15 protein-coding genes are annotated in these 17,080 nt (G+C 27.3%); 10 read left to right on the plus strand and 5 right to left on the minus strand.

The window, feature by feature from the left end; genetic code table 11:
* Positions 1-103 precede the first annotated feature (103 nt).
* The 10 genes from hfq (at position 104) to Q3223_RS05265 (ending at position 10,674) form a co-directional block, all read left to right on the plus strand.
* The gene (gene hfq / locus Q3223_RS05220; protein WP_003428780.1) at positions 104-364 is read left to right on the plus strand and encodes an RNA chaperone Hfq; all 261 of its coding nucleotides are present in this window, start codon (positions 104-106) and stop codon (positions 362-364) included.
* Positions 365-490: 126 nt separating this feature from the next.
* A complete protein-coding gene (locus tag Q3223_RS05225) occupies positions 491-1,771 on the plus strand; it encodes a methionine gamma-lyase family protein (RefSeq protein WP_054270401.1) in 1,281 nt (426 codons plus the stop codon).
* Positions 1,772-1,839: 68 nt separating this feature from the next.
* Positions 1,840-3,186, plus strand: a complete 1,347-nt coding sequence (locus tag Q3223_RS05230) for a M20 family metallopeptidase (RefSeq protein WP_407811731.1) — start codon at positions 1,840-1,842, stop codon at positions 3,184-3,186.
* A 134-nt stretch (positions 3,187-3,320) separates the two neighbouring features.
* The gene (locus tag Q3223_RS05235; RefSeq protein WP_074178196.1) at positions 3,321-4,403 is read left to right on the plus strand and encodes an SIR2 family protein; all 1,083 of its coding nucleotides are present in this window, start codon (positions 3,321-3,323) and stop codon (positions 4,401-4,403) included.
* Between the two features lie 86 nt (positions 4,404-4,489).
* Positions 4,490-5,122, plus strand: coding sequence for a cyclase family protein (locus tag Q3223_RS05240; RefSeq protein ID WP_054270398.1), 633 nt, complete (start codon positions 4,490-4,492; stop codon positions 5,120-5,122).
* A 52-nt stretch (positions 5,123-5,174) separates the two neighbouring features.
* Complete coding sequence (locus Q3223_RS05245) at positions 5,175-5,714, plus strand: prolyl-tRNA synthetase associated domain-containing protein (RefSeq protein WP_054270397.1); 540 nt, start codon at positions 5,175-5,177, stop codon at positions 5,712-5,714.
* Between the two features lie 49 nt (positions 5,715-5,763).
* Positions 5,764-6,450 (plus strand): DUF554 domain-containing protein, encoded by a 687-nt coding sequence (locus Q3223_RS05250; protein ID WP_223153028.1) that lies wholly within the window; start codon positions 5,764-5,766, stop codon positions 6,448-6,450.
* A 181-nt stretch (positions 6,451-6,631) separates the two neighbouring features.
* Positions 6,632-7,507 carry a hypothetical protein gene (locus tag Q3223_RS05255; RefSeq protein WP_054270395.1) on the plus strand — a complete coding sequence of 292 codons (876 nt, stop codon included), beginning with the start codon at positions 6,632-6,634 and terminating at the stop codon, positions 7,505-7,507.
* 310 nt (positions 7,508-7,817) lie between these two features.
* Entirely contained in the window at positions 7,818-9,116 is a 1,299-nt protein-coding gene (locus tag Q3223_RS05260) for an acyl-CoA thioesterase/bile acid-CoA:amino acid N-acyltransferase family protein (protein ID WP_167640345.1), read from the plus strand.
* A 166-nt stretch (positions 9,117-9,282) separates the two neighbouring features.
* Entirely contained in the window at positions 9,283-10,674 is a 1,392-nt protein-coding gene (locus tag Q3223_RS05265; protein ID WP_407811732.1) for a hypothetical protein, read from the plus strand.
* A gap of 56 nt (positions 10,675-10,730) precedes the next feature.
* On the opposite strand, the gene Q3223_RS05270 is transcribed toward Q3223_RS05265, so the two are convergent.
* The 5 genes from Q3223_RS05270 to Q3223_RS05290 form a co-directional block, all read right to left on the minus strand.
* Positions 10,731-13,148 (minus strand): ABC transporter permease, encoded by a 2,418-nt coding sequence (locus Q3223_RS05270; protein ID WP_407811733.1) that lies wholly within the window; start codon positions 13,146-13,148, stop codon positions 10,731-10,733.
* 12 nt (positions 13,149-13,160) lie between these two features.
* Positions 13,161-13,826, minus strand: coding sequence for an ABC transporter ATP-binding protein (locus Q3223_RS05275; RefSeq protein WP_074178191.1), 666 nt, complete (start codon positions 13,824-13,826; stop codon positions 13,161-13,163).
* Positions 13,827-13,907: 81 nt separating this feature from the next.
* The gene (locus Q3223_RS05280) at positions 13,908-14,939 is read right to left on the minus strand and encodes a sensor histidine kinase (protein WP_407811734.1); all 1,032 of its coding nucleotides are present in this window, start codon (positions 14,937-14,939) and stop codon (positions 13,908-13,910) included.
* A complete protein-coding gene (locus tag Q3223_RS05285) occupies positions 14,929-15,615 on the minus strand; it encodes a response regulator transcription factor (RefSeq protein WP_407811735.1) in 687 nt (228 codons plus the stop codon). The genes Q3223_RS05280 and Q3223_RS05285 overlap by 11 nt, the downstream gene beginning before the upstream one ends.
* Before the next feature lie 158 nt (positions 15,616-15,773).
* A complete protein-coding gene (locus Q3223_RS05290) occupies positions 15,774-16,838 on the minus strand; it encodes a 4Fe-4S dicluster domain-containing protein (protein ID WP_054270388.1) in 1,065 nt (354 codons plus the stop codon).
* Between the last annotated feature and the right edge of the window lie 242 nt (positions 16,839-17,080).

Below are 17,080 nucleotides of genomic sequence, written 5' to 3' on the forward strand. Positions count from 1 at the left end.
TTTAAGTATACAACTTAATATTGAAAATTTATCATAACTTATATAGAATATAAGGTAGGAATATTTTAGAAGTTCAATTTAATCTTGGGAGGGTACAAATCTAATGAAAAATACAGTTTTAAATTTACAAGATTTGTTTTTAAATAATGCTAGGAAAGAAAGGATACCTGTTACTATATACTTAGTTAATGGAGTACAAGTTAAAGGGCTTGTAAAAGGATTTGATAGTTATATAATATTAATAGAAGGAGATAATAGACAGCAAAACATGATTTATAAACATGCTGTTTCAACTATACAACCTGGAAAGTATATTAATCTAACAAATCAAAATCAAAACAATAACAATAATAACAACAGATAGATAATAATTTAATTTAAGATGATTGAGAGGAGACTTATACTAACCTATAAACTATGATTTATTTGTTTTAGTAAAATAGTCTCCTTTGACATGTTTAAATAAAATAATAAAGAGACAGGTGATAAAATGCTTAATGAGACAAAAGAATTATTAAAAGATTACTATGGGATAGATGATGATACTTTTAAACTATCGCAAGAAGTAATGGAAGAAATAAAGGACAAGTTTGAAGAAATAAAGGAAATAAGAGAATATAATCAATATAAAGTTTTAAAAGCTATGCAAGAGTCTAAACTAAGTGATATGCACTTTAACTGGACTACAGGATATGGATATAATGATATTGGTCGTGAAAAAATAGAAGAAATTTATTCTAAAGTTTTTAATACAGAAGATGCTCTTGTAAGACCAATAATTGTAAATGGAACACATGCACTTACTTTGTGCATACAAGGTATAGTTAGACCAGGAGATGAGATTTTGTCTGTTACTGGTAGACCATATGATACTTTAGAAGGTGTTATAGGGATAAGAGAAGAAAAAGGTTCATTAAAAGAGTATGGTGTTACATATGATGATGTAGATTTTTTAGAAAATGGGAATTTAGATTTAGAAGGAATTAGAAATAAAATAAATGATAGAACTAAACTTGTTATGATACAAAGGTCAAAAGGATATTCTTGGAGAAAATCGCTTTCAATTAGTGATATAAAAGAAGCTATTGATGTAATAAAATCTGTTAAACCAGAAGTTATCGTAATGGTTGATAATTGTTATGGTGAGTTTTTAGATACTAAAGAACCTACTGATGTTGGAGCAGATGTTATGGCTGGTTCTCTAATAAAAAATCCTGGTGGTGGTCTTGCATTAACAGGTGGATATATTGCTGGTAAAAAAGATTTAATTGAACTTATATCTTATAGAATGACTTCTCCTGGAATAGGAAAAGAATGTGGTCTTACTTTTGGAACTACTAGAAATGTACTTCAAGGATTCTTCTTGGCACCTTATATAGTGTCTCAGGCTGTAATGGGAGCCATATTTTGTTCAAGAGCTTTTGAAAAGTTAGGTTATAATGTATTGCCAAAATACGATGATTTAAGAAGTGATATTATTCAATGTATTAGACTTAATGATGCTGATGAGGTAATAAGTTTTTGTGAAGGGATACAAGAAGCTGCACCAGTTGATTCTTATGTAAAACCTGTTCCTTGGGACATGCCTGGATATGAAAGTGAAGTCATAATGGCAGCAGGAGCTTTTATCCAAGGTTCTTCTATAGAGTTAAGTGCAGATGCTCCAATAAGACCTCCTTATAACGTCTATTTCCAAGGTGGACTTACATTTGACCATTCTAAAATGGGGACTTTAAAAGCGATTGAATTTATAAAAAAACTGAAAAAATAAGCATATTTTTTTTTAAAAAGGTCAAAATATTTATTAGTATATTATGATGAAAATTGAAGGGTGATAATATGAAAGAGCAAATTAAAGAAAAAGTAAATTCTCTACAAGATGAAATGATTTCTTCTATACAAGAAAGTGTAAAAATACCTAGTGTTATATCTGACGCAACTGAAAACTGTCCATTTGGTGAAAATGTAGATAAGGCTTTAAGAGGTATATTAGACTTATGTAAATCTCTAGGATTTAAGACAGTATATAAGGATGGATATTATGGATATGCTGAAATTGGACAAGGCGAAAAGATGATAGGTATACTTGGTCATGTTGATGTAGTTCCAGAAGGTGATTTGGAAAGTTGGAATCATCCTCCATTTGAAGCTGTCCTAGAAAATGGTAATTTATATGGAAGAGGAACACAAGATGATAAAGGTCCTACAATATCAGCAATTTATGCAGTAAAAGCTCTTATGGATTTAAAGGTAGACTTTAATAAGAGAATAAGATTTATTTTTGGAGCTGATGAAGAAAATCTTTGGAGATGTATAAATAAATATAAAGAAAATAATGAAGAAATACCAAATTACGGATTTACTCCAGATTCTAGATTTCCAATAACAAATGCAGAAAAAGGTCTTTTACAAGTTCACTTAACTTGTGATAGTAAAAGTGATATAGAATTGTCAGTTGGAAAAGCCTTAAATGCGGTTCCGGGAAAAGCGATTTATATTGGAAAATATTCTGATAAATTAAAAAAAGAACTTGATAAGTTAAATTTTGAATATACTGTTGAAGGAAATAAAATATGTATAATAGGAAAAAGTGTCCATTCAGCAGCAAGTGATACTGGTATAAATGCAGTAGCTAGACTTTGTATAGCTCTTAATAATATAGGTATAGATTCTAATATAATTAAGTTCTTAGCAGAAGTCATTGGAGAGGATGCTAATGGTAATAATATAATTCCTAATTGTAAGGATGATGTATCTGGCAAGCTAACAGTAAATATAGGTAGAGTAAGTATTGATAGTGAAAAAGAATTTGCTGGAATAGATATAAGAATTCCAGTAACATACAAAAAAGATGACTTTGTAAAAGAATTAAAGAAAATGACAGATAAGTACAATTTAACTTATAAGGAGTATGATTTCTTAGATTCAATCTATGTTCCAGAAGATACACTTCTTGTAAAAACACTTAGAAAAGTATACGAAGAAGAAACTGGTCTTGATGGAACACCACTTTCATCTGGAGGAGCAACTTATGCAAGAGCTTTAGATAATTGTGTTGCATTTGGAGCTATTTTCCCAGGAAAACCAGAAACAGAACATCAAGCTAATGAATATTTAATAGTAGAGGATATTGTAAAGGCTACTCAAATATATGCTCTTTCTATTTATGAATTATTAAAGATTTAATATAAATATAAGGCTGTCTTGTAATAGGATTTTTTCTAGGAAGGGACAGCTTTATTGTTGTATTATTAAAGATATGATATGAATATTTAATAGATATAAAAAACAGTAGTAATATTTATATTAGGAGGAATCATATGAAAATAGCTATATTTTTAGGAGCAGGAGCTTCAGCAGCAGAAAATCTACCTATTCAAAATGAACTTTTTAGTGAATATTTTAAAAAACTAAATCCTAAAAACTATAATACCAATATGAATAGAGAATTATACAATTTTTTTAAACAGATGTTCAACATTGATATAGTAAAAGATAATCTAGATAATGCAAACTTTCCTACATTTGAGGAAGTTCTAGGTCTTTTGGATTTAGCAGAACAAAGAAGAGAGGCCTTTAGAAACTTTGGTCTAGAAAATCTAAATAATAGAAGTGATAGTATACGTTTTTTGAGACAATACTTAATATTATTAATGGCTGAAGCAATTCATAATACACCTAGAACAGATAATAAATATCATAAACTTTTAGTTGAAAACCTTTTAGAAAATGATTTACTTCTTGATACCACTTTTATTAGTGCAAATTATGATATACATATAGACAATACAGTCACTGGTTTAAGGGACAAAAATGATTCTCCAATTATGCTTGATTATGGTGTGGAATTTACTAATTTTAAGGAAGAAATAAATTGGAGAAAACCAAAAGAACCACTAATAAAATTATATAAGGTACATGGGTCACTAAATTGGCTTTATTGCCCTATTTGTAATAGTGTAACTCTTACCCCGCATGAAGGTGGTGTCATGAAACTTATTGAAAATAGTTCAGAAACAAAATGTCTAGAATGTGGTGAATTGACAGAACCTATTATAGTCCCACCAACATATTTTAAGAATATGTCAAATATATTTTTAAGTAATGTTTGGAATGAAACAGAAAAAACGTTAAGAGATACTGACCTTTTAATATTTTGTGGATATTCATTTCCTGAAGCTGATATGCATATAAAATACATGTTAAAAAGAGTTCAGACAAATAGAAAAAAAGCTCCACTTAAAATAATGGTTTTTAACAATCATTCACAGAAACAAAGAATTACATTGAAAAAAGAAGAAGGAAGATACAAACGTTTTTTAGGAGAAGATGTTATATTTACTGATAATTCTTTTCAAGATTTTTCTGTAAATCCCTTGAAATTTATAAAAACTATATATTAGTATGGTATATAATGGAATAAAAACTGATAGAAATAAAGTGAATTTAGGTATATAATAGAAAATAAAACATAGGGGGGTATATAAAAATGAAGGTTTTTGATTTAACTCATGTAACACATAACGACATGCCTGTATATGCAGAGCCTAACAGACCAGATATCAAAAAAGTAGCAATTATTGAAGAAAATGGTTATCAAGAAACACTTATTAGTGTATTTTCTCATAATGGAACTCATATGGATTCACCAAGACATATGTATACTAAAGGTGAGACCCTAGACAAATTGGATATAGAAAATTTTGTTGGAAAAGCTTATGTATTGGAACTTGAAAAAGGAAATAAGAATATAGAGCTAGAATATCTAAAAAAATATGAAGATGAAATAAAACGTAGTGATTTTATAATATTTAAATCAGGTTGGTCAAAGTTTTGGGATAAAAAGCAGTACTATGTAGGTTATCCTACATTAACAGAAGAAGCTGCAAATTATATAGCTGATACTAATATAAAAGGTATAGGCATAGACATGCTATCAGTTGATAGATATGATACATCAGTTTTTAAAGTGCATCATATTCTATTTGAAAAAGGTAAAATAATAATAGAAAATCTTACAAATCTAGAAAATGTTCCAGAAAAATTTCTATTTATAGCAGCTCCATTTAAGTATAATGACGCTGATGGTGCTCCAGTAAGAGCAATAGCTATTGTAGAGTAATATCTTAAAGAGGGTATAGAAATAACAAAGTGTTTAAGGAGAAAAGAGAAATATGAATGATTTGAAAGATAAAGTTATGAAAGAAGAAGACGAAAATGAAGTGAGAATTAATGAAACTAAAATATATAGTGTCTTGGACAAATTAAATATTGAATATGATGTAGTAGAGCATGAAGCTGTATATACAGCAGAACAACTAGTAATTTTGGATGAAATAACAAAAGGATGCCAATGTAAAAATTTATTTTTAAGAAATGCTAAAGGAAATAAGTATTACCTTATTGTAGTTAAAGGAGAAAAGCAGGTTGATTTAAACTCACTTAAAGATAAGATAGGAAGTTCTAGGTTATCATTTGCTTCGCCTGAAAGATTATACAATGTACTTAAACTTCTTCCAGGAAGTGTAAATCCTTTTTCATTGATAAATGACACAGAAAGAAAAGTGGAGCTTTACATAGACAAGGATGTAATTAAAGAAGATTTCTTAAATTTTCATCCAAATATAAATACTAAAACTGTAAATATATCTAGAAAAGGATTTGAAGAATTTTTGGAATATTTAAAATATCCACTACAAACTATTGATGTTTAAGTTTTGATAATATGAGTAAATTTTAATTAGCTAATCGAGGGGAGAAAAAATGTTTGGAGTAATAGCAAATAGTCTAGCAATTGCAGGTGGATGTATAGTAGGTCTTATAATTAAAGGAGGACTACCTCAAAGAGTAAGTGATACTATAATGAATGGAATTGCTTTATGTGTATTGTATATCGGTATATCAGGAGCTTTAGAGGGGAAAAATACGTTAGTAACAATAACATCTATATCTATAGGTGCTTTAATAGGAGAGTTAATAGATATAGATAAATGGGTAAACAAACTAGGAGTTTTTTTACAAAGTAAATTCTCTAAAGGAAATAAAAAAGATTCTATTGCGGAAGGTTTTATATCATCTAGTTTATTATTTTGTATAGGAGCTATGGCAGTAGTTGGAGCACTAGAAAGTGGACTTACAGGAAGTCATGATACATTATTTGTAAAATCTGTAATAGATGGAATAGCTTCTATTATATTCACTGCTTCTTTAGGTATAGGTGTAATGTTTTCTGCAATATCCGTATTTTTATATGAAGGTATTATATGTTTAGGTGCATCGTTTTTAAATGGATTCTTAAGTGACCCTGTAGTTACAGAGATGACAGCAGCTGGAAGCTTACTGATTATAGGTCTCGGTTTAAATGTACTTAAACTAACAAATATAAAAGTAGCAAATTTGTTGCCAGCTATATTTATACCAATATTATTTGGAGTATTTGGAATAATTTAAAGAATAATAGTCTAAGATTTGTCTAATTTTTTTAAAAACTTTAGACAAATTTTTTATTTAGAAGGAAAATAGCTTTTATCATCAAATTAATAATTATAGTATAAATAAGTTTAATATTATGATTATAAAGTTTATATTAAATTTATTTTATTGATGAAACTAATGGGGAGGTTAAAACTCAATGATTACTTTTGATGTAAATGGAGCTATTATCAGATTTGATGATACGAAAAATAATTATAATAAGATAAGGAAAATCTTTAAACTATACGCTTTGGAAATTTCTAAAAACTTTGAAAGAGATTGTTTAAATAATTTTCAAAATTTAAAACAAATATCAGATAGAGGTTTAAATTTAGGAGAAAAATATATAGAGGAATCTTTTAAGAAAGGCATTGAGACTATAGTAAGTTTTGGAATTATAACTATAGATATCGATACCTTTAAAAGTGTTTATTGCGAAAAATACTTGGATTTTAAGAGACTTTTTAATAATTTGAATAAAACTTTTATCATTCCAAATAAAAATAAAAAAAATGGTCATGCTAGTTTTTTAGAAATAGAATCAACAGTAAAAAAAATGAGTAATTATTTATATAATGATTGTTTTAAAATTCATTATGCTGTAGTGGATGCTCTTATAGAAAATAGGGTAACTGAGGTACATTCTTATATTGATGAAGAATCTATAAAAAAATCTAATGCATTATTTAATAATTATAAAGATGGCTTTATTGGAAAAGCTGATGAATGTAAGGTTGTAAAACAAATAATAACCTTAAATCCATATAGAGAAGATGTATACGAATTTTTGGTGAAAGAAGATGGAGATTTCAATAAGGAAATTGAGAGATTAACTGAATTTTTAGGTTATGATATAAAAGATTATAAAGCTTCATTAATGGATATTTATATAAATGAGTTAATGGAGAGTGATGAAAGTGATGTTGAAAATGCAAAAGAAAAGATAGAGAAATATGCTAAATATATTGGATGTAGCGATGAAAATTTATATATAGCAAGAATTAATGCCATATATACTTTTGCAAATGCATGATATAATTAGATATTAAATAAAAAATATCTAATTATATAAATTTAAATTAAAAGATAAACTTGTCAATATAAAATAACATTTATCAAAAACCATTCTTTAGAAAGAGTGGTTTTTATTTATGATGATATTAAATAGAGAGAGTATATTAGTGATAATTTAAAATGAATAAAAAGACATCATATTGACAAAAAGTTGATGAGTTGATACAATAAAATAGTCAATATGATGTCTTAATTTAGAGGATTCATATTACATTGGATAAAGTTATTTTAAATATATAAATCACTAATATTATAAGGAGAAATGGATTATGAAAGTAAATGTATACAATTTAGAATCGTTTGTAGATGAAAGACTTAAGATTATAGTTTCAGATTTGACTCCAAATACTAAACTTAAAGTAAGTATGAAAATGGAATTTCCATGGTGTAAGGGAGAAGAATTCTCTTCTTATGGAGTATTTTCTTCAAATGAAAAGGGAGAAGTAGATTTAGATTCAGTTGAACCTATAGAAGGTACTTATAAAAATCCTGACTGTATGGGATTAATTTATTCGCTGGAAAAATCTAAAACTGAAGGTAATAATTTTGCAGAAAATATATCTATAGATAAGCCAATAATCATGAATATGATATTTGAATCTTCTAATGAAAGAAAAGAAGTTAAACTGAAAAGACTATTTAAATCACATGATATTACTACAAAATACATATCTGATGAATTTATAGGAAAATTATTTTATAAACAAAATTCTAATAATAAAACAATTCTAATGTTGGGTGGTTCTGATGGAAGTTTAGATGCTCTAGACCTTTTAGCAGCTCCACTTGCATCTAGGGGATTCAATGTACTAACAGTTGCTTATTTTGCCTTAGAGGGTCTACCAGATAAATTAGAAGAAGTTCCATTAGAATATTTTGAAAAAGTATTTAAATGGATTAGTGAAAATGAAATTACTAATACTAAAGAAATCTTTATTCATGGAACATCAAAGGGTGGAGAGTTAGCACTTTTACTTGCCTCAAAATATGAACAGATTAAAAAAGTTGTAGTATCAGCTCCACATACTTATTGTTTCCAAGCTCTTAATGGATTGGAGAATGGAAAAGATACTTCATCATGGTCGTATAAAGGGGAACCATTTTCATATATCCACTTAGATGATGATATCTTTCTTGAAGAACAAAAGAAAGATATCTCAAAAGGAATTCCATTTGGATTTGCCAATTCTTATAAAAAAAATCTTGAAAGAGCGAATAATAGAAATGAAGCTAGAATAAGAATAGAAAATTCCAAAGCAGACATACTTATGATTGCTGGGAAAAAAGATAATATATGGAATAGTTATGATGCTTGTTTAGAGGCATTAGAAATACTTAAAGAAAACAATTATCCATGTAAAGTAGAATTATTAACATATAATAATATGGGGCATCCATTACCAATTCCATATGTTATACCTTTAAAAGAGACCTTATGTATGAATGTAGGTGGAGGTATCTTTTCTTCAGGAGGAACGATAGAAGGAAATACACAAGGGCAATTTGAATCATGGAAAAGAACCATTGAGTTTTATAAAGAGCCTTTATCAAGTGATATAAACAAATAAAAATGAAGATGTCTTTCCATATATGCACAAAATCTATCAATTTTATAAATTTAATTTATTGTTTATGCAATTTGCATGTTATATACTAGTTTTAACGACATTGATAATTTATAAACAATTATAAGGTTGTAAATTTATAAGAGTTATCGAAAGGTGGAGTGAAATTATGGAAAGACTCACTAGAATAGAGCAACCTCATATAAAATTTGGATTGTTCAAGATACGAATTCCATTTATACATTACAGGTTTGAGAAACCAGAAGCTATTCAAGGAATAATATCAAGTATGACAAGTTTAGGAACTATTGGTCTTAGTACACAAATTTTGGGATTACCTTATGAAGTAGCATGGAGTATGGCTATAATCAACTCCATATTATACTGCTTACATGTTTTTATGGGAGACCCAGTTGTACCTGGTTGGATTACGGCTTCTATAACTCTTACAACTGCATATTTGTTAAAGTTTAGCATGGGCATTGAAAGAATACAAGCATTAACAGCTTTACAAATAGATTTAGGAATCATATTTATTTTGATGGGAATAACTGGAGTAGCTGGAAAGTTAGTTAGTAAAATACCAAATTCTATTAAAGGTGGGATATTAATGGGTGTTGGTATCTCTACTGTAATATCAGAATTTAGTCCTAAAGGTAGATTTGATTCTTATCCAATAGCTATAACAGTAGGAATTTTGGTTGCCTGTTTTGTAATGTTTTCTGAAAGATTTGACACTTTAAAAGTTAAAAATAAATTTCTATTTCATTTAGGAGAATATGGAGTAGTATCAGCTATTTTAGTGAGTTTAATTGTAGGTATATTTAGCAAAGAAATAGGAATTCCTAGTTTGAGTTTTGATAAAATAATTTACATAGTAGACTTAAAAAATTTAATAAATACAGTATCTCCTCTTGGAATAGGTTTTCCAAACATGATGTTATTTATACAAGGGTTACCAATGGCTTTTATGATATATATAATTGCATTTGGTGATTTTATAACAGGTGAAAATTTAGTACTTTCTGAAAGTGAAAACAGAAAAGATGAATATATAGATTTCAATTCAAATAGGTCTAATATTATAAGTGGTATAAGAAATATTGTTATGGCAGTTATTTCTCCATATATACCAATGTGTGGTCCATTAGCTGCGACACTTACTGGAAGTGTTGCTCAAAGATATAAGGTTGGAAAGGAATCAATGCAGTCCATTTTTAGTGGTATGGGTACATTAGTGTGGGTTTCAGCTATTTTTATATGTTTTTATCCAGTTGCTCAGATTGCTACTCCTCTTATACCATTAGCACTTTCAGTGACACTCTTAGTTCAAGGTTATTTATGTACAAAGTTGTCAATGGAACTATGTAATACTGGTGTAGAGAAGGGATTAATTGGGCTTATGGGAGGTGTGATTGCTGCTAAAGGTGGAACATGGGGACTTGTTGTAGGATTTATACTGTATTTTGTTTTAATCGATTCTAAAAAGAGAAGAGAAAAAGATAGTAACTCAACAGAAGATTGTATATATGAAATATTAGAAAAAAAGAAAAGTATTTAAAGTTAAAATAGGAGTTGCAACTATCTACTGATAGATTAATTGTAACTCCTATTTTTTTATTGAGAGCGCAAGCGTTCTGTAAGTGATTTTTTTTCTATATTTCTTACAAGTAATTCAGTTGTTAAAACTTGTATTCCAATTAATACAAAAGAAAAAATTAAAATAGTAAATATAGAAAAGTTAAAATTAATAAAATCTACTCTAACTACATCTTTTATAAAAGTACAAAGTAAACTTGAACCCAAATAACCTAATAAACTTGAAATACATACAGCTTTAATACTTATATTTAAACCTTCTCTGTAAAGCATATTTCGAAGTTGCTTTTTTGTCATTCCAACAGCTTGAAGTAAAGCAAATTCTCTTTTTCTGATTAAAACACTATTTATTAGAATATTGGTCATATTTAGTATACCAAAACAAGAAATTAAACCAACAAAAATGTATGAAGTTACAACTATATACTTAAATGCTCTAGTAATCATTTTATAATCATCCTCATATGAATAAAGCATTAAACTAGAATGTTCCTGAATGATACTTAGCAACTTTTCTTCAACTTCTTTAGAATATTTTTTATCTACCAAAATAGAAAAATCTAAGCTTGTATTATATGGAGTTAGAGATTCTAAGGTTTTATCCAAAGCAAAAAACATACTACCTGTATTAGAATTATCAATAATTCCTTTAATTTTCATTTGTTTTTTAATAATATTATTTCCACTAAAAATATCAAATGTAACTGTATCTCCAAGTTTTAAATCTAATCCATAGGATTTTGCTCTATACTTATTTACAATTAAATCATCTGAGTTAAGTTTTTTATAATCTGATTTTCCACTTACAATATATTCTTCAAATGATTTTAAAAGTTCAGGTGTAAGACCTTTAATTAAAGTAGTAAATTGTTTTTCATCTTTATCTTTGATAGAAGGCTCTATAAGATTACCTTTAATTGATTTAGATTCAATTACTTTTTTTACTCCATGAATAGATTCAATCTCATTTTTAAGGGAATCTGTTAATGGGTTGTTTTGTTGAATTTGTGTAATGCGTTCATATAAATTATCACTCTTAATGCTAACAAGGTAATTTTCGTTATATACAAATTGTTGTGACAACTGTTTCTTAAAATTTATCGAATTAGCAAGATTAGCAATTGAAATAAATAAAATTCCACTAATACTTAGTGAGATTAATGCAATTAAGTTCTTCTTTTTATTTGACTCAATATTTTTTAAGGCTAAATTTTTAATATTTATATAATTAAAGTTTTTTATTTTTTTTCTAAATTTAATTTCTGTGTATTGCATAGCTTCAATAGCAGATATTTTGGAAATAATTCTAGCAGGTTTATGTAGAGAAATTCTAACAGTTAAGTACATTACTAGTGATAAAATTAAGATTATAAATGAATCATCTATTATCTGCCATGCCAATGGTTGAATTATGTAAGCAATTATACACGATATAATGATACCTAATGGAATAAAAACAATCGATAAAAAATTTCCTTGTAGAGAAATAATCTTTTTTAACTGAAAAGAAGTCATTCCTAAAGATTTCAACTTAGCATACACATGAACCGAATTAACAACTGAAACATAAAAAATACTGTATATAACAAAAATACTAGAAAAAAGAATAACTATTCCAACTGCCAAAACTGTAACAACCTGTTCACTATCGATTAAATTTGATTCAATATATTTATCATTTAAGTATATATTATGTTTTTTAATCCCTAAAGAAAAGCCAATATCTTTTAATTGTGCCTTAATTGAAGCTGAATCTTTCTTTGTATTTTCTTCTGATAATTTTACTAATACATCTACATCGTTAGGTCTTGTATCATCAAAATTGCTACTTTTGTTTTGTAAAGATGTAGAAATTGTGTTCTTAAAATAGTCATTTGAAACAACTGTATAATATTGTTTAGCATTATCTTGATAATAATTTTCTAAAAGGCCAACAATAACAAAATCTCTTTGTATTTCTTTATTCGTCATATTATCACGATAAGTTAATTTAATACTGTCTCCAATGTCTTTATTTAAAGAAAGTTGCTGTAAGTATTTTTCTGAAATAGCAATCTCATTTTTATTTGTAGGCATAGTACCTTTCATTGGTTGAAAATTCATAAGTTTGATTGCTATATTATCTGCATAAATAGTTGACATCATATAATCTGTCTTCTTGTTACTGCCAATTAACTTGTATGTTCCTACATCACTAAAATTTTTATCTCGATATAATATGTTTTTTGATTTTTCATTTACAGACTTATATATAGCATGATATGGAGATGAATTAACTAAATCTACAGAACCATTATATGAAACTAAGGCTACTGTTAACAGTAAACATGTAGAAATCATTATAATAATACCTGAAAGAGATGTTTTGAGTTTATTAATTTTCAAATCATTTAAAGCTATTTTTCTTATAAAAGCACGATTGTTATTTTTAAACATATATTACACCTCCTAATTATCAATTTTTCCATCTTCAATGCGAATAATTCTATCAGTTAGTTGAGCAATTTCATTATTGTGAGTAATCATTACAATTGTTTGATTGAATTTTTCACTTGTCATTTTCAGTAAAGCTAACACATCTGTACTCGTTTTACTATCAAGATTACCTGTTGGTTCGTCTGCTAGTATAATAGCAGGTTTTGTTACAAGTGCCCTAGCTATAGCAACACGTTGTTGTTGTCCTCCAGAAAGATTGCTTGGTATATCATATAGTTTTTCTTCTAGAGAAAGCATACTTATAATTTCGTGTATAAAATCTTTATCTATGGTCTCTCCATCTAATCCTATTGGTAAAATAATATTCTCATATACATTAAGCAAAGGAACAAGATTATAATTTTGAAATATAAAACCTATGTTTCTACGTCTAAAAATTGTAAGTTGTTCGTCAGTCATATTTGATAATTCTTTATCTCTTATAACAACCTTTCCAGATGTAGGATTATCTAATCCTCCCATCATATTTAATAATGTTGATTTACCACTTCCAGATGTACCTACAATAGAGATAAACTCACCTTTCTCAATAGATAAACTTACACCATCGAGAGCTTTTGTAATATTTGAATTTTCACCATAATATTTCTTCAAATCAATTACTTGTAAAATACTCATCATAAAACCTCCTTAATATATTATAAGAACAGTATAAAATCAAAATGTTGCAGAATTATCACAAATAAAATATTTAAAGAGCTATTTATTTGGTAAGAATATAGAAAATGTAGCCCCTTTTCCAATATCTGATGTAACTTTAATGTATCCACCTTGAAGAGATATAATTTTTCTTGAAAGATATAGACCTATTCCAATACCATCTATATCATGTACATCTTCCTCACGATAGAATCTTTTAAATATTTCTGCTTGATGACTTTCTGATATTCCTTTTCCATTATCAGTGATATCTATTTTGGTGTACATAACCCAACATTCTGTAGATACATGTATTTTCCCATTAGCATTCGTGTATTTTACTGCATTATCCAATATATTAAAAATAGCTTCAGAAGTCCATTTTTTATCATGAACTATATATAAATTAGGGTCACAATCGACTGTAACTTCAATGTTCTTTTTTTCAGCATCAAATAAAATTCCACTAAGTGCTATAGCAATTGTTTCATAAATTAAAGTTTTCTTTTTAGATAGTGTGATTATACCTGTTTCTAATCTAGATGTTTTCACCATAGACTGCATCAAAAAATCTAATTTATCTAATTGACCTTCCATATCCATCAAAAACTCATTTTGAATTTCTGTTTTAAATTTTTGATTGAGTAGAGTAGTATTAATCATCTTTAAATTTGCAATAGGAGTTTTAATTTGGTGAGATATATCAGAAACTAATTCTTGTAAGTTAGCTTTTTCCATAGCAACATTATGACGATTTTCTTGAATAACTTCATACATTCTAACTAATCTATGATTGATACGTGATAAAATAGTTTCTTCTTCTAATACAATTTCAATATTGTCTTCACTATTCATCATACTATCTAAAGTATGACATATTTCAGAACAAAACATAGTTATTTTTTTATGAAGTAAAAATACTATTAGGGCCATAAATCCACAAAGTATTACTGTATATATTAATAATAATACAACTAGTTTTATATCATCAGTTATTACATAAATTACTATATTAAATAGAATGGCTGTAAAAATTAGACCAATGGCAATTGTTAAATAAATAGAGCTAAAAGAAAATTTTTTAAATTTCATTTCTTTCACCCAACCACATATACCCCATACCATATACTGTTTTAATATATTGAAAATTATCCTTTTCAATCTTACTTCTAATTCTACTTATAACAGATGTTAAGGTATGTTCATCTACAAAGTTAGCATCTATATCCCAGAGTTTTTCTAAAAGTATTTTTCTTGTTAATATGTTTTTAGGATTTTCAGTAAATAGCTTCAATGTACGAAATTCTAATGGAGTAAATATAATTTGATTTCCATTTATGTTGGCTGATAGCTCAGAAAAGTTAATTTCAAGATATCCATCATCATAGCAATCTTGTTTTGTTTTTATTGTAATATGATTTAAAAGAGCTTTTACTTTCTGCTTAAATACATTTATATTAAAGGGTTTTGTTATATAATCTAAAGCTCCAAGCTCATAACCTTTAATCATATCGTATTCCATATCATTAGCTGTTAAAAAAATTATTGGTATATCACAATTCATCTTAATTTCTTTACATAATTCAAATCCACTCTTATCTGGTAAATTAACATCTAAAATGATTAAGTCGAATTTATACTCCATAATAGACTTTAATGCAGAAATAGCTGTAAATTTTGAAGTAATCAAATATCCATCTTCTGTTAGGTTATATGACAGAGTTTTATTTAATATAGTATCATCTTCCACAATCAATATCTTTTCCATATATATACTCCCTTTATGTTTGACATTTTATAAGGTCAATTATAAATTTAAAATATTGCTGAATTGTTATAATCAAGAAAAAATCCTTTATAATCTATGTATTTAATAAAAAATCTGTCCTATAATTCATCATAGGACAGACTCTTGACTAAGTAGAACTATTTTAACCAAGAAGGGTTGCCAGGTACAAATATTCTTTTACCAAATTTTGAAGTATACTCATCTAAAGCTTTTTCAATAAGTTCATTATTACCCTTAAAAGAAGTGGTATTTTTTATAGTTTCAAGATTTTGGCTGAATGGGCAAGCAGATATACACATACCACAATCTGTACCTAAATATCTCCATTTAATATAACATGTTTCATGTTCAATTACCCAATTATACTTTCCATCATCACTAATCTTAATATCATTAGAAAGTGAGTGAGAAGGACAGTTAAAAGAACATTTTTTACAGACCTTGCAAAAATCTTCTAATCCAAAATCAACATATTCATCTTCTAAAAGTGGAATATCTGTAGTAACAACACCTAATCTAAGTCTAGAACCATAATCTTTATTTGTAAGAATAGCATTTCTTCCTATATCGCCCAGACCAGCATCACGAGCTATAAAAACAGGCATTACTAAATAGTTAGCATCCATATGATTTCTGGCATCATATCCTAAGTTTCTTATGTAGTAACTTAAAATCATTCCAACAATAGAAGCATCTACATAACACTTTGATGTTTCTATAACTTCACATATCATTGGTGCTCTATTTATCATTTCTTTATCCATTTCACATCCAAATACAATAGCATACTTGTGAGTCAGATTAACTTCTTCTCCATAATTTTCTTCATGTCTTCCCCTATTTGTATAAATATGATAGTCTTTTAATTTAGTTATACCAACTACAGAAGCACCATATTGCTTTGCAAAACCTTTTATTTTTTTTGTCATTGATTTTGCATCTACATCTACTTTTGTGTCAGAAACGTTTCCTTCACATAAGGACTTTATATCAGATAAAAAATCAAATGCACTACTTGCCATTGGAGAGTTTACTTTGTTGTAAGTCATTGTTCCTTCGCTACATAAGTTTGGTCTGCTTCTTATACTATCATCAATTTCTTTTTTCTCAGGATTTTGCTTATAATAGTCATTATAAGCAGTACTATCCTTTTTATAATTTGCCCTTGCAAACATAGTATTTCTTTCATCAACCCTTTTCATCTCTATTCCCCCTAGTAAAAATATACTTAAAAAATATATCATTATTGTTGTATAATTTAATTATATAAGAACAACGTTGTATTTTCAATTTAAGTGTAGTTAAATTGAGAAATGTATAACTACATAATTAATTATAATATTTTTATAAGGAAATTATATTAATATTAAAAAAATTAGGAGCAAATACGTTTTGTTGTCTTTAAATGGAGTGTGTTGACATATTGTAAAGAATCTTATTATAA

Source organism: Clostridioides sp. GD02367, assembly GCF_045900275.1.
GTDB lineage: Bacteria > Bacillota > Clostridia > Peptostreptococcales > Peptostreptococcaceae > Clostridioides > Clostridioides difficile_A.

What these genes read in the sequence shown, in the direction of transcription:
- hfq (WP_003428780.1), top strand. Translation starts at nt 104, where the DNA reads ATGAAAAATACAGTTTTAAATTTACAAGATTTGTTTTTAAATAATGCT.
- Q3223_RS05225 (WP_054270401.1), top strand. Translation starts at nt 491, where the DNA reads ATGCTTAATGAGACAAAAGAATTATTAAAAGATTACTATGGGATAGAT.
- Q3223_RS05230 (WP_407811731.1), top strand. Translation starts at nt 1,840, where the DNA reads ATGAAAGAGCAAATTAAAGAAAAAGTAAATTCTCTACAAGATGAAATG.
- Q3223_RS05235 (WP_074178196.1), top strand. Translation starts at nt 3,321, where the DNA reads ATGAAAATAGCTATATTTTTAGGAGCAGGAGCTTCAGCAGCAGAAAAT.
- Q3223_RS05240 (WP_054270398.1), top strand. Translation starts at nt 4,490, where the DNA reads ATGAAGGTTTTTGATTTAACTCATGTAACACATAACGACATGCCTGTA.
- Q3223_RS05245 (WP_054270397.1), top strand. Translation starts at nt 5,175, where the DNA reads ATGAATGATTTGAAAGATAAAGTTATGAAAGAAGAAGACGAAAATGAA.
- Q3223_RS05250 (WP_223153028.1), top strand. Translation starts at nt 5,764, where the DNA reads ATGTTTGGAGTAATAGCAAATAGTCTAGCAATTGCAGGTGGATGTATA.
- Q3223_RS05255 (WP_054270395.1), top strand. Translation starts at nt 6,632, where the DNA reads ATGATTACTTTTGATGTAAATGGAGCTATTATCAGATTTGATGATACG.
- Q3223_RS05260 (WP_167640345.1), top strand. Translation starts at nt 7,818, where the DNA reads ATGAAAGTAAATGTATACAATTTAGAATCGTTTGTAGATGAAAGACTT.
- Q3223_RS05265 (WP_407811732.1), top strand. Translation starts at nt 9,283, where the DNA reads ATGGAAAGACTCACTAGAATAGAGCAACCTCATATAAAATTTGGATTG.
- Q3223_RS05270 (WP_407811733.1), bottom strand. Translation starts at nt 13,148, where the DNA reads ATGTTTAAAAATAACAATCGTGCTTTTATAAGAAAAATAGCTTTAAAT.
- Q3223_RS05275 (WP_074178191.1), bottom strand. Translation starts at nt 13,826, where the DNA reads ATGAGTATTTTACAAGTAATTGATTTGAAGAAATATTATGGTGAAAAT.
- Q3223_RS05280 (WP_407811734.1), bottom strand. Translation starts at nt 14,939, where the DNA reads ATGAAATTTAAAAAATTTTCTTTTAGCTCTATTTATTTAACAATTGCC.
- Q3223_RS05285 (WP_407811735.1), bottom strand. Translation starts at nt 15,615, where the DNA reads ATGGAAAAGATATTGATTGTGGAAGATGATACTATATTAAATAAAACT.
- Q3223_RS05290 (WP_054270388.1), bottom strand. Translation starts at nt 16,838, where the DNA reads ATGAAAAGGGTTGATGAAAGAAATACTATGTTTGCAAGGGCAAATTAT.